This window comes from Microcystis sp. M079S1, assembly GCF_020246425.1.
Taxonomy (GTDB): domain Bacteria; phylum Cyanobacteriota; class Cyanobacteriia; order Cyanobacteriales; family Microcystaceae; genus Microcystis; species Microcystis aeruginosa.
On record NZ_JADBSZ010000038.1, the window covers coordinates 22,634 to 35,764 of the forward strand.

The 13,131-nt window shown below is 39.6% G+C and carries 8 protein-coding genes and 1 pseudogene; 6 read left to right on the forward strand and 3 right to left on the reverse strand.

Annotated elements, in window-relative coordinates; translation table 11 throughout:
* Nucleotides 1-2: 2 nt before the first annotated feature.
* Nucleotides 3-3,299, reverse strand: a complete 3,297-nt coding sequence (locus IM456_RS02210; RefSeq protein ID WP_287693118.1) for a non-ribosomal peptide synthetase — start codon at nt 3,297-3,299, stop codon at nt 3-5.
* A gap of 551 nt (nt 3,300-3,850) precedes the next feature.
* Here IM456_RS02210 and IM456_RS02215 point away from each other — a divergent pair.
* The 5 genes from IM456_RS02215 to IM456_RS02235 all read left to right on the forward strand — a co-directional run bounded on the left by IM456_RS02215 (nt 3,851) and on the right by IM456_RS02235 (nt 11,784).
* Complete coding sequence (locus IM456_RS02215; protein WP_287693119.1) at nt 3,851-5,920, forward strand: ABC transporter ATP-binding protein/permease; 2,070 nt, start codon at nt 3,851-3,853, stop codon at nt 5,918-5,920.
* 61 nt (nt 5,921-5,981) lie between these two features.
* On the forward strand, nt 5,982-7,151 hold the full coding sequence (locus IM456_RS02220) for a DUF6014 family protein (RefSeq protein ID WP_287693120.1): 1,170 nt from the start codon (nt 5,982-5,984) through the stop codon (nt 7,149-7,151).
* Nucleotides 7,152-7,461: 310 nt separating this feature from the next.
* A complete protein-coding gene (locus IM456_RS02225; RefSeq protein ID WP_149988057.1) occupies nt 7,462-9,474 on the forward strand; it encodes a phospholipase effector Tle1 domain-containing protein in 2,013 nt (670 codons plus the stop codon).
* A gap of 51 nt (nt 9,475-9,525) precedes the next feature.
* The gene (locus IM456_RS02230) at nt 9,526-10,011 is read left to right on the forward strand and encodes a hypothetical protein (RefSeq protein WP_149988058.1); all 486 of its coding nucleotides are present in this window, start codon (nt 9,526-9,528) and stop codon (nt 10,009-10,011) included.
* Between the two features lie 111 nt (nt 10,012-10,122).
* Complete coding sequence (locus tag IM456_RS02235; RefSeq protein ID WP_149988059.1) at nt 10,123-11,784, forward strand: GUN4 domain-containing protein; 1,662 nt, start codon at nt 10,123-10,125, stop codon at nt 11,782-11,784.
* A 456-nt stretch (nt 11,785-12,240) separates the two neighbouring features.
* On the opposite strand, the gene IM456_RS02240 is transcribed toward IM456_RS02235, so the two are convergent.
* A complete protein-coding gene (locus IM456_RS02240) occupies nt 12,241-12,705 on the reverse strand; it encodes a helix-turn-helix domain-containing protein (protein WP_149988060.1) in 465 nt (154 codons plus the stop codon).
* A gap of 102 nt (nt 12,706-12,807) precedes the next feature.
* Between IM456_RS02240 and IM456_RS02245 the strand changes: the two genes are divergently transcribed.
* Complete coding sequence (locus tag IM456_RS02245; protein WP_172970557.1) at nt 12,808-12,981, forward strand: hypothetical protein; 174 nt, start codon at nt 12,808-12,810, stop codon at nt 12,979-12,981.
* Here the strand turns inward: IM456_RS02245 and IM456_RS02250 are convergent.
* A pseudogene (locus tag IM456_RS02250) lies at nt 12,978-13,131 on the reverse strand (IS630 family transposase); the annotation flags it as partial. The gene IM456_RS02245 and the pseudogene IM456_RS02250 sit on opposite strands and share 4 nt — an antisense overlap.

Below are 13,131 nucleotides of genomic sequence, written 5' to 3' on the forward strand. Positions count from 1 at the left end.
CGTTACAGTTGAGCTAATATTTGTTCTAGTTCTATTTGGTCGATTTCTAATAAGGGGAAATCTTGGGCGGTGTAATCTCCAGTATCCGCTTCAGGCGGCGGAGGATTCACTATTTCTGGTTCTGTTTGTGACTCGGTGACTCTTGTTGCTACTGTGGCTAATTCGGCGATACTTTGATGGGTAAATAATTGTTTGGGGGTTAACTCTAATCCTGCTTTTCTGGCTCTAGTAATGATTTGAATAGTCAGGATGGAATCGCCCCCCAGTTCAAAGAAGTTATCATAGATACCTACTGGCTCTACTCGCAAAACTTGTGACCAGATTGTGGCTAATATTTCTTCTTCTAGGTTACGAGGAGCAACAAAATTCAATTCTATCTCCCCACGCAAGTTGGGTTCAGGTAAAGCACGATGGTCTAATTTGCCATTGGGGGTTAAAGGTAAGGTTTCTAAGGTAACAAAAGCACTAGGAATCATGTAATCTGGGAGCCTAGCTTTGAGAAATTGCCGCAGTTCATTTGTGCTTGGGGTGACATTTTTGGGCGGCACGATGTAAGCAACTAGGCGTTTTATTCCTGGACTATCTTCACGAGCGGTGACACAAGTTGTTTCTACATAATTATGCTGACTCAGAACCGCTTCAATTTCTCCTAATTCAATGCGGAATCCTCTAATTTTTACCTGGTTATCAATACGTCCTAAGTATTCGATATTGCCATCCGGTAAATAACGAGCTAAATCTCCTGTTTTATATAATCTGCTTTCTGTTGTCTGATGGAAGGGATGAGAGATAAATTTCTCATTGGTTAACTCTGGACAATTGAGATAGCCTCTCGCTAATCCCGCACCGCCTATGTGTAATTCCCCAGGCACACCAACAGGAACAGGTTGTAAATATTCGTCTAAAATATAGGTTTGTACGTTAGCAATAGGACGACCAATCACTGGTTTGAGGTTAGCTGTGATCAAACAGATTGTGGTATCCACAGTGCATTCTGTCGGTCCATAAACGTTATAGAAATTAATGTTTTGAGCCTTTGCCAAAGTTGCCCACATAGATTCATCAATGGCTTCTCCTCCCACCAAAACAGATTGAGGATGATTGTCACTGTCCAGCAATCCTACTGAAATCAGTAGCCTCAGTTGCGATGGTGTGCAATCCAATACATCTATTTTTTGCTGCCGCAGGTAGGATAACATGGCATGGCCATCAAATCGCACCTTTTCTGGCACAATGTTCAGGCTATGACCATATATCAGTTGGATAATCTGTTTCACGGAAGTGTCAAAAGCTAAAGAACCATTGATGCTGACTCGCAATGGGGAAATCTGATGGTGAGCATAAATAGCTTGATGCAGTCCGTGAGCAAGATTGACAACGGAGGAATGCTGAATCATCACTCCCTTTGGCTCTCCTGTTGAACCTGAAGTGTAGATTGCATAAGCTAAGTTTTCCGGTTGAACTTCACAGCCGGGATTTGATTCCTGTGCTTGAGTGATAAACGACCAGTCAGTATCTAAACAAACGAGTTCTGATTGGTGTTTTGGAAGTCCTGCGATTAAATGTTTTTGGGTTAATAGAACTCTAACTTGAGCATCTTGGAGTATATACAGTAAACGCTCAGTTGGATACTCAGGGTCAATTGGTAAATAACCTCCACCTGCTTTCAAAATACCTAGCAGTCCTACCATCATTTCTAGCGAACGCTCGACACAAATTCCCACCAACACATCTGGTCCCACCCCCAAATTTTGCAGGTAATGAGCTAACTGGTTCGCTCTGGCATTCAACTCCCGATAATTTAACTGCTGGTCTTCAAACACGACCGCTATATTATCAGGAGTTCGTTCCACCTGTTCCTCAAACAATTGATGAATACACTTATCTAATGGATAGTCAGCCTGAGTATTATTCCACTCAAAAAGTAACTGCTGCTGCTCAACTTCTGTGAGCATTAATAATTGGGAAATTGGCTGCTGTGGGTTCAGCACAATAGAGTTGAGCAGTCTGACAAAATGCTTGGCCATACGCTCAATGGTAGCGGCATCAAATAAGTCGGTGTTATATTGCCAACACGGCTCAATCTCCCCTTTCGCTTCCCTTACCATTAAACTTAAATCCAAGTGTCCGCCTCGTTGTCCTTTCAAGTATGGCTCCATTGGTAACACTAATTTTTGCCAATGCAAGGAATTATTTTTTGCTTCACACCAAGTTTGTGCTTGCCAAGCAAAACTTACTTGACATAAAGGCGAACGGCTAGTATCTCGTTGTGGCTGGAGTTTATCTGCTAACCAAGAAAATGGGTAATCTTGATGCTTTTGTGCTTGTCTAACTATTTTGCCAACTTGAGCCAGAAGTTCTGTAAATGTGGCATTCTCCTGAACAGAAACTCTTAAAACGGTCAGGTTGGAAAAGTAGCCAACAATCTCTTTAAATTCTTTAGCCGTCCGACCTCTCATCGGACTACCTATAAGAATATCTGTTTGATTAGTGTAACGGTAAAGTTGCACGTAAAATGCTGTGAGCAGAATCTGATAAAGGCTGGTGTTCAAGGTTAAAGCTAGATGCCCGAGTTTTTCGGTTAACTGTTCATCTAGCTTGACAATGTATGAGGCTCCTTGATAAGTCTTTACTGGGGGGCGGGGTTTGTCGGGAAGCAGATGCAAAATTGGCAATTCGCCAGCTAATTGTTGTTGCCAATATTGCCACAGTTTTTCTCCCCTATTACCCGATAGCATTGCTGCTTGCCATTGGACAAAATTTGCATAGGTTTTATTTTCATTCCAAGAATCTGGGGCTGTTTCTGTCTGCTGTTGACTAACTTGCTCCACTTCCCCGGGATATAAAGCTTGAAATTCCCTCAGCAGTAAATCATAAGACCACATATCACCAGCAATGTGGTGCATTGTCAGCAAGAGAATGTGTTCTGCTGCTGAACGAGTAAATAAATTCACCCGCAAAACTGAATCTTTTTCTAAGTTAAAAGGGCGGTCAGCAATAGCATAGATTTTTTCTGCTAATTGGTCTTCGCTCCAGTCGCTGGCATCTATTACCTCAACCTTAAAATTCTCTTGCTGGTTAACCTGCTGTACCGGTTTGCCTTCATAACTGGTATAGGTGGTTCTCAGAATTGGGTGCTTTTCAATAATTTTTTGCCAGACACGATTGACAACAGCAATCTCTAAATAAGCATGAATTTTTGCAGTAATAAATATATTATAAGCAACGCTCTCCGGAGCAATTTGGCAGATTAACCACATTGCTTCTTGTCCCGGTGAAAGTGGGTAAATTGTTTTCATATTTCTACTCATGACTCTCCCGCATTTGTGATGATAAAAAAAGGTTATCTAGGGGAAGGCGTATGCTTTATGCCCCTACAGAAACCGAATTTGACCCACTGTAGGGGCGCAAGGAAGCCGAGTACAAAATGTAACATATATCGAACATTTTTCACCATGATGTCGCAAGGTCTGTTATCGCTTTGAGGGAACAGGAAACGGGGAAGAAAATCGGCGCACCTCATTACTTTGAACCCTGTATCCTGAAATCCTATCATAGAAAAGAAAATTTGTCATGGTCAACAAAATTCGGTAATATGTGGTAGTCTGAGAAGCGCTCACTAGCTTTAGCTATCAAAACAATGGTTACTTGTAGTAAGATAACGAAGGTTAAAAAAGCAGTAGCAGGGGGGCTGAGAAAGCGACGGGATCATGTCACCACAACTCAAGCACAATAACCTTAAAATTGTCGGGGAGCATTATATTTTCGCCAATTGCCTTCTACTCCGCCAATCCAGCCAAAATCTAAAATCATTCCAGCAAAATGTCCACAACTCAAATATAAATGCTATATGTCCGCCAAAGTCCCTCAAGATCGATCGACGACTAATATTATCTCCGATGTCAGCAAATTTTGGCACAGTGTCAAGCTGATCGCTGCTCCCTATTGGTATCCTACTGAATCGGGGGGAAGGACTTTTGCCGATGTGATTCAAGCTTGGGCAATGCTCATCCTACTAATCGGGGCAATCCTAGGAGTTGTGGGATTAAATGCCTTCAATAGCTTTGTTAGTAATTACTTAGTTGATGTCATCCTTGAAAAAAATGATTTTGATAAATTTGTCAAAACTTTGGTAGTTTTTGCGGTTGGACTGCTCTTTGTCACCCTTTTAGTTGGCTTGCTTAAATTTCTCAGGAAAAGAATCGCCCTGGATTGGTATGCTTGGCTCAATGACTGGATTCTCAACAAATATTTGCATAATCGCGCCTATTACAGAATTAATTTTAAATCCGATATCGACAACCCAGATCAGCGTTTATCCCAGGAAATTGAGCCGATTACCAGTAAAGCTCTCTCCTTTTTTGCCGTTGCCCTGGAAAATGTCCTAGATATGATCACTTTTTTAGTGATTCTCTGGTCAATTTCTTCCTCTGTAGCCATTATCTTAGTCGTTTGGACAATTCTCGGTAACGTCATTGCTATCTATTTTAACCAAGCCTTAAATAAAATTACTCAAGAAGAATTAGAACTTAAGGCTAACTACAATTATGCTCTAACCCACATTCGTAATCATGCGGAGTCAATCGCTTTCTTTGAGGGAGAAAATCAGGAATTAAATATTATTCAGCGGCGATTTAATAAACTCTTAGACAGTGCTAAACGTAAAATTGATTGGGAGAGAGGCACAGAAATTTTTAGTCGGGGCTATCAGGCGGCAATTCAAGTATTTACTTTTGTCATTTTGGGTCCTTTGTATATCAATAGTGAGGGCATTAGTTTCGGACAGGTCGGGCAAGCCTGTTTAGCGGCTAATTTGTTTGCTACGGCGCTGGCGGAATTAATTAGTGAATTTGGCACTTCGGCACAATTTAGCAGTTATGTTGAACGTCTATCGCAATTTTCCCAAGCCTTAGAAGAAGTCATTAAACAACCGGAAAATTTAAGCACGATTACAACTATCGAAGAAAACCAATTTTCCTTTGAAGATGTCACCTTGCAAACCCCCGATTATGAACAGGTAATTGTCGAAAACCTCTCCCTTTCTGTTCAGCCAGGACAAGGTTTATTAATTGTCGGTCCGAGTGGTCGGGGTAAAAGTTCCTTGCTACGCGCAATTGCCGGTTTATGGAATGCAGGCACAGGCCGATTAGTGCGCCCCCCCCTAGAAGAAGTATTGTTTCTGCCCCAACGTCCCTATATAATTTTAGGAACCTTGCGAGAACAGTTACTTTATCCCAATCGTAATCAAGAAACCAATGAGATAAGATTGAGGGAAGTTTTGCAAGAAGTCAATCTCCAAAATTTACTAAATCGAGTCAATAGCTTTGATACAGAAGAGCCTTGGGAAAACATTTTGTCCCTGGGAGAACAACAACGTTTGGCTTTTGCTAGGGTATTGATTACCCGTCCCAGTTTTACTATCCTAGATGAAGCCACAAGTGCTTTGGACTTAAACAATGAGGAAAATTTATATCGGCAATTGCAGAAAACTCACACAACTTTTATTAGTGTCGGACATCGGGAAAGTCTCTTTAACTATCATCAATGGGTTTTAGAACTCTCTAGTAATTCCCATTGGCAACTGCTTACAGTGGAGGAATATCGCCGACAAAAAGTGAAAGAAATTATTAATATTTCTGTCGATAATTCTCAAGATAGGCTCGAAGATTTACCGAATCAGGAAACCGAGGTCAATCCTAAAATCAATTCTGCCGGGGAACCCCCCCCCGAATCGCCAACGACAACAATCTTAACAGAAGTCGAAGAGGGACTTTCCCATGCACAAATGAAGGAATTAAGCGACTATTCCCTTAGTAGCATTAGAAGCAAAGCCAGTCAGGGAAAATCAATTACGGGGAAAGATGGACTGACCTATCGCTATGACAAAGACCCTAAAATCTTAAAATGGCTAAGAGTTTAGCCGATGAGAGACGGGTCAAAAAACAACGTTAAACCATTACACCAACTTAGCTACCCAAAAAATGAATCAAACCCTGGTTAATCAACAACAGTTGTTCCAAGAAATCGTCCAAGATATCGAGCAAAATAAAATTGCAATCGCGGCGAAAAAACTGCGTCAACAGGAAGCAGATAGCTGTGAAGTTCCGGCTCAGTGGCTCTGGAAAACAGCAGCGGCTTTAGAAACCAACGACTGGAGCATTTTATCAGAAGATTTCATTAATCTGAATTTTATCGGCAAAAATGGTTATTTTCTGATGATTGCTCCCTATCGCATCAATCGTCAGGGAGAACGACAACTCACGTTGAGTGCAATTTACGGAAAAATTCACCAAAATAGTCAACCTTCTATCGAACAACTAGAAAGCTTGACTCGTGAAAAATTTGGCAGTCTAAGACAACCGATTCCCAGAAATTTGTCCTTTACTGAAATTGCTAGTTGTGGCACGGTTAAAGGTGAAAAGGGGGAGGCTTTTATCGTTCCCCATAGGTGGACTTTTCCCAATAGTGTTCAAGGACCAGCTTTAAATAATGCCAGTGAGCAAAAACGACGCTTTTCTGGTTCTAGCTACGAATGTATCCGAAAAATTTTTGAGCCAGAAACGGCCGATTTGCTATTAGGACCCCTGGAGGATCAAATTAATGGTGAACGCTATCGCCATCTCGATACCCAATTCCATGAAGCGGGTCATGCTAGTGGGTTAGGATTTGACTTAAAACTCAAAAATAAACTGTTTCAAAACTATACCTATGCCGGAGTCGAGGAGTGGCGCTCAGATAGTTTAGGGTTTGAATTTGCCGATTGTGCTTTACCTGCCGAAGAAGCGGGAAAATTAGTCGCTGTTAATTTCTGCATTCGCTTTGGTTTAGATGCTCACCGTTTAGGGGGTTTAGAAAAAGATGTGGATGTCCACGCTAGTTTGATCAGTTTGGAATATCTCTTGCAAAATGATGCCATTTATCTAACAAAAAATGGTCAATTGGCCCTGCGTAATATTAGTTATCCAGGCTTACTAAAAGCGGTGGAAATGCACCGAACAAAAGCCTTATCTCTAACGCGAAGGGAGTTAAATCTAAATAGTCCAACAGGTCTTTTTGCTCTGTATAAAGTAGAGATTCATCCCGCAACCCAATTAATTTTTCAGGGACTAATTGTAGAGCGCTGCCGCGGAATTTGGTCAGAGTTACAATAAGTACCTAGGGTTTGCTGTTAACCGGCCCGGGGAGGGATGTCAATCAGCCATGAGCATCCCTCCAAAGCCTATTGATGGCGATAGAGATTGGGGTCAACTCCTCTGAGTTTCTCGCCACAGCAAGTGCCGGCTCTGGAATATTAGTCGTTGACTCCTACACATTTATTTATATATATATCGCTAGATAACTAAAATGTGTTAAGCTAGGCGGTAGCATTCTGGGAAATCATGACAGATAAATCAATCTCTTATTAGTCAGAGTCCCTGAACCCCTGATTACCCCTTTCTCCCCCGGTCGATGACAAAACCAATGGCTGAACAACGCTCTGTACTAAAATTTAATGGCATCGATGATCATATTGATCTATCCCACGGATTTCTTGACATCGATCAGAGTATTACCATTACATTTTGGGCAAAAGGGGAAAATAATTTAGCTACAGAAACGACTCTTTTAGAAGCTGTTAATCAGGAAAATAACCGGGTTCTACATATTACCCTGCCTTGGGGCGATCCCGTGAAACCTGCGATTTTTTGGGATGCGGGAAATGAAGAAGGTTTCGATCGAATTGAAAAAAAAGTCAAGCTTAAGGATTATAGTGATTGGACTCATTGGGCCTTTGTCAAAAATGCGACCACAGGCCGAATGTTGATCTATCGCAATGGTATCATTTGGCATCGTGGCAACGGTCATAACCGTGCCTTAACGGGGATTGAAAAAATCATCTTGGGAGCCTCTGTTAATCTCTCTCATTATTGGCAAGGTTGTCTTGCAGAACTTTCTGTTTGGAATCAAGCGCGTAGCCAAGAAGAAATCCAAAAAGCGATGTATCAATCTCCCTTAGTTGATGACCTTGGCTTAGTTACTTATTTATCACTCAATGGCAGTGCCGAGGATCAAACAAGTTATAGCAATCATGGTATTCTTTATGGGACAACCTGGCAACTAGATAGTCTTCCCTCTAAACCGACCTCGATCCCTAAATCAAAAACTCAGACTAGCAGTAAAGCTAGAAGGAGTGCGAAAAGGATAACAATGGTCAACGAAATTTTTAACTCCCTTGAAGAAGAAGAAGTGATTGAACAGGATGCTCCATCCGAAAATCAAGAACTTTCCCAGGAAGAGAATCCAGAATCAATTATAATCCCCGAAGAAGCTGCTCTTCCCAAAAATAAAATTGAGGAGATTACTGAAACAGCAATTTTTCAACCGGATATACTCACTTATTCAAACCAGAAAAAACGGTTAATTATTTGCTGTGATGGTTCTTGGGAAGACTCTACCAGTGCTTACCCCACCAATGTGGTTAAATTCGCCGAATCTATTAAGTATATTGCCGAGGATCAAACCCCCCAAATCGTCTTTTTGTCAGGTTCTGGCACCCCCGAAGATAACGAATTTATTAAAAGTTTAGGGAATGAAACTTTTGGCTGGGGCCTTGATAGAATGATTCAAGATGCCTATCGTTTTCTTGTCCTTAACTACAATCCCACAACCGAGGATGAAATTTATTTGTTAGGTTTTAGTCGAGGCGCATATATCGTTCGTTGTTTGGCTAGTTTTATCGATAAATGTGGAATCCTAAAACGCTCTAAGATTAAAGAAATTCCCCTGGCTTATCAACTCTATCGAGACCACACCGTTAGTTCTGATAGTGCCAAAGCTCAACAATTCCGCGCCGCTAATGCTAAAAAAATTGAGACAGAAAAGGAAGATTTTCAAGAGCGCATTCCAGTCAAGATGTTAGGTTGTTGGGATACAGTTGGCAATTTTGGTATTCCTGATTTAACCCCTTGGTTTCCCCTGGCTAAGTTTTATCATAAAAAATATGAATTTAGTAATACAAAACTAAGTCCGATTATCCAGAATGCTTTTCATGCTGTTGCCATTGATGAAAAACGTAAAAACTTCCCTTCCACTCCGATCAAAGCCAATCCAGAAAATCCCGAACAAGTTGTCAAAGAAGTTTTATTTGTGGGTGAACATACCTGTCTAGGTGGTGGCAAAAAAGAATATCAAGGACTTTCCGATTACCCGTTACAATGGATGATTAATCAAGCCCAAAAATTGGGATTAGAGTTTGACTCAACCACCTCTGAATCTGAGGAATTCCAAATTAAACTAGACCCGACCATCAAGTTCGATAATACTGTTAAAGGATTGTCGTCCTTAGGAGGTGAGCAATGGCGATATTTCAATACAAAAGTTGTCACTGTTCATCACAGTGTGGTAAAACGATTAAAGGCTTTTTCCGATTATCGTCCCAAAAGTCTTGAACCTTTTCTTCAAGCTTTACTTGACGACGATCAACAGACAGATTAACCTTGCTTTAGAATTAAACTAATCCTTCGCTAGAAATTTGAGGTGATTTTTATGGAACTCGATAACATTATCAAAAAAGTGGCAGGTACTTATTTAGCTTCGGCTATTATTGCTGTCATCGTGCTAATTGTGACCCTCGGACAACCCTTTGTAGTTTTTCTGGGTATCGGAGCGATGGGGTTGGTTACTGTCTTAGGAGATGCGATTGCTCAGTACGGAATTGAAGCGGTTCTGAATGCTTTTTACACTGAGCGAAGTAAAAAAGAATCCCTGGAAACACTTTTGGCTGAAATTGATGCTTTACCTCTGACTGATGACCTGAAATTAAAAACCAAAAAATACTTGACTGACCATCAAGAACAGACAGTAAAGCAGCAAGAAACGGTAACTGAGCCAACTCCTGAAAGTCCTCAAACAGTTGTTATTGAAAATGAACCAGTTATTGAAAATGAACCAGTTATTGAAAATGAACCAGTTATTGAAAATGAACCAGTTATTGAAAATGAACCGGTTGTTGTTGAAGTTGAAAATGTTTAATTAGGTATTGCTCCCTCTTGCCAGAGATGGGGGCAGCGGATGATTATTGCTAAGTATTGAGGAATTTTTTGGTCTAAGATAGCTATGCTAAATAGGAACTCTCAACATCTGATGACCTATAAAAAAATTGCCATTTATGAGCAAAGCTATCAACTTCCTGTTTTTAAAAATAGATACTTAAAAAATTTTCAGAAAATCATCAAGGAACGTCGGAAATTAATTCAAGAAGGAGTTCGCTACCATTACTATTTTGGTAAGATTATTAAACGAAAAGAAAAAATTACTCAACAAGAAATCTTAATCGAGACTCAGTTATTAATTAAAGACTATAATTTATTAATTAACGGACTAGAAATCTATCAAGACGGATATTATCGTTTTTTACTCCAACTCAGTGACAATCTCAAAATTTTATTTTCCCAAAAATATCAAGAATTGAAAATCTTAGACTACGAGAGAATAAAGTTAGAAATTAAAAATAATAATAATCAAAATATTCTCAATCAACTCAAGCTGGAAAAACAGGAAAATTTTCGGGCAATTTTGCTACTGGGAAAAACATCTTTTTTGATGTTGAGAAAAACTAAATTACTAGGGGAAGGAGTTCAGAAATTAGCCGAGGATACTCAAAAGCAGAAAAAAATTGTGCAAGCAATTATTCAAGAACTCAAAATTTATGAGGAATTAAATCATTATCAACTCAAATCTCAACGAGTTCGCCAAGAAATTGCTGATCTTGCCCAAAATGCGATTAATTTTGAAAACTACTTACAGGACTATTTTGCGCCTTTTCAATTATTAATAGAAGAAGTGATTAAGGTGGATGAAGAATTTTATGCAACAGTTGGAGAAATTAAGTATTTGGTAGATAATATTTTTCCCCCTCAGCCTGCTCTCTTAGAAACGTCAGATTCAGCAATAAATTCTGAGTTTTTGCTAAATTTTCTGGCGACTGGTTACGAGAAAGAAGCAAGGTTAAAAGATGCTTTTTCCTCTGATCAATTTAATGATTACTTATTCAATGAAAGTGAATGGTCAGAACAATTTATTTCCCTAGAAAAAACCATCAATAAATTATCTCATCATTTAGCAGAACAAGAGGCTTGTCAAAAAGACACTATGCCAAAAACTCCCCTGGCAATAGTTGTTTCTCAATTCACTCAAAACAATCTTCACAAATCTTCTACTTCTAAAAATCCCCAGACTTCCCCAAATATCTTAACTCAAGAATCAGCGGATCTTGATTATAATCAATTACAAGATTTGCTAAGAAAGCAGCAGTGGCAAGCGGCTGATCGCCAAACGACCAAACTACTATTGAAAATTTTGGGTAGGACCTACTGGAATGAGGTTTATCCTCAAGATATTGCTCAATTACCTTGTTCGGAACTGAAAAAAATTGATCAACTTTGGGTTCATTATAGTCATGGTCATTTCGGTTTTAGTATTCAGCAAGCTATTTTCTCTAGTCTCGGTGGTTTAGTGGATTATGAAACCCAAAAGAAACTTGGCGATCGCCTAGGTTGGCGGCAGCAGGGTCAATGGCTCAATTATGAGCAACTAAACTTTCAATTAGATACGAATTCTCCCCTCGGTCATTTACCCGTTCATTGGTTGATTTTTGAAGAAAATCTTTGTTATCCATCTGCGGAAGCTTCTGACAATCAAAACTCCGTGGCTTTCTGGAGAGTTGGCAATTGGTTATTGTGGCAACTTCACCTCGTTTTAAGCAAAATTCAAGCCTGTGGAATTATTCCTCTGTCTGACTTTTAAATCCATTATCTAAGCTGTTGACTATCTAAATTACTCGTTAAGTAACAGGGATCAGGGAGAGGCAGTTTGAGCATTTATACTAAAATTCCCAATACATACGCAGTTTAAATGCAGTACAGCTTATCATCCTAAATCCTGTTTTAAAAAGCAGATAACAATCAATCATAAGTTAGCCAATGATAGCTAGTCAAGTTTTTAATTTCATTAGTCATTGTTTCTTCCATTTCTTCAATCGTTTCAAAATGCTCATTAACCAGGGGTTCATCTACTAGAGACCACAATCTCTCGGCTGGCTGTAATTCTGGCGAATAAGCAAAGTAGAAAATCGATCATGATTCCCTCGGCAACTTAAAGTTTTTGACTTCTATCTGAGAATTGGGAAATTTATCTCTTAATTATTGGACTTTTACTGGTAAATTATGCTTAATTTTTTTTGGTTTAACTTGGTCTCTCTTTTTATGTTTTGGTCTCGGTTTTTGACAAGAATATCTGCACTTTTTTTAAGTAATCCCATCCCCTTTGATTCCAAACTTTTTCTCGTCCCGTTTCCTTTTCTATCCATCTAGCCACCTTCGGACCTGTCCAGATTCCTCCATCGGCAGGACGTTCTTTCAGTTCTTCTTTTAATTTTTGCAATTGTTCTTCCTTCAATAAAGGTTCTTTTCCTCTCCGATGTTCCACACTTTTTTTCTTGAGATTTTTAACTCCTTCTTCTCCTAATTCATTATATCTTTTGAGAATTCTAAAACTATATTGATAATCTAATCCCACAGCTACTGCCGCATTTTTGATTGTCCATCCTAAGGATATTTTCCACAATAAGTGCCATCTTCTTGTTTCTACTGAGTCTTGACTGCTTCTGTATCTATCTTTCAGTTCCTCTGAACTTAGATGTTCGGCTAAGTAAGCTTTCTTGGGCATTTTATCTCCTTGTTTTTATTTCCCCTATTATAACAGGATTTGGCATCAGACGGTAAGTCCACCAAAGGAAGCGTCAAAAGCGCAAAATCTTTGAGATTAGTTTTGGAAACGCTAATCTCGGCGAAGCGGATTAGCGTAGTTCATATTGCTCTCATCGTCCAGTCTAGCTTTAGTACATATGCTACCCTGTCTGGACAGCAGCAAGGATTGTGTTGTAATTCACTCGATCCCGAACGTCACCGAAACGACCGCGGTAATAAGCTTTTACGCATTTAAGTTACATTAACAGCATTACCCTTATTTTTAAGTTTTCTACTCCATTTAATAATCAATCCCCCTTCATTTAAAAGCTGATTGACTACTTTTTCCAGTTCTTCTTTATTTTCAAATTCTCGATTAGCTATGTACTCTTTAGCGGAATGCCAC

What these genes read in the sequence shown, in the direction of transcription:
- IM456_RS02235 (WP_149988059.1), top strand. Translation starts at nt 10,123, where the DNA reads ATGACCTATAAAAAAATTGCCATTTATGAGCAAAGCTATCAACTTCCT.
- IM456_RS02210 (WP_287693118.1), bottom strand. Translation starts at nt 3,299, where the DNA reads ATGAAAACAATTTACCCACTTTCACCGGGACAAGAAGCAATGTGGTTA.
- IM456_RS02220 (WP_287693120.1), top strand. Translation starts at nt 5,982, where the DNA reads ATGAATCAAACCCTGGTTAATCAACAACAGTTGTTCCAAGAAATCGTC.
- IM456_RS02225 (WP_149988057.1), top strand. Translation starts at nt 7,462, where the DNA reads ATGGCTGAACAACGCTCTGTACTAAAATTTAATGGCATCGATGATCAT.
- IM456_RS02240 (WP_149988060.1), bottom strand. Translation starts at nt 12,705, where the DNA reads ATGCCCAAGAAAGCTTACTTAGCCGAACATCTAAGTTCAGAGGAACTG.
- IM456_RS02230 (WP_149988058.1), top strand. Translation starts at nt 9,526, where the DNA reads ATGGAACTCGATAACATTATCAAAAAAGTGGCAGGTACTTATTTAGCT.
- IM456_RS02215 (WP_287693119.1), top strand. Translation starts at nt 3,851, where the DNA reads ATGTCCGCCAAAGTCCCTCAAGATCGATCGACGACTAATATTATCTCC.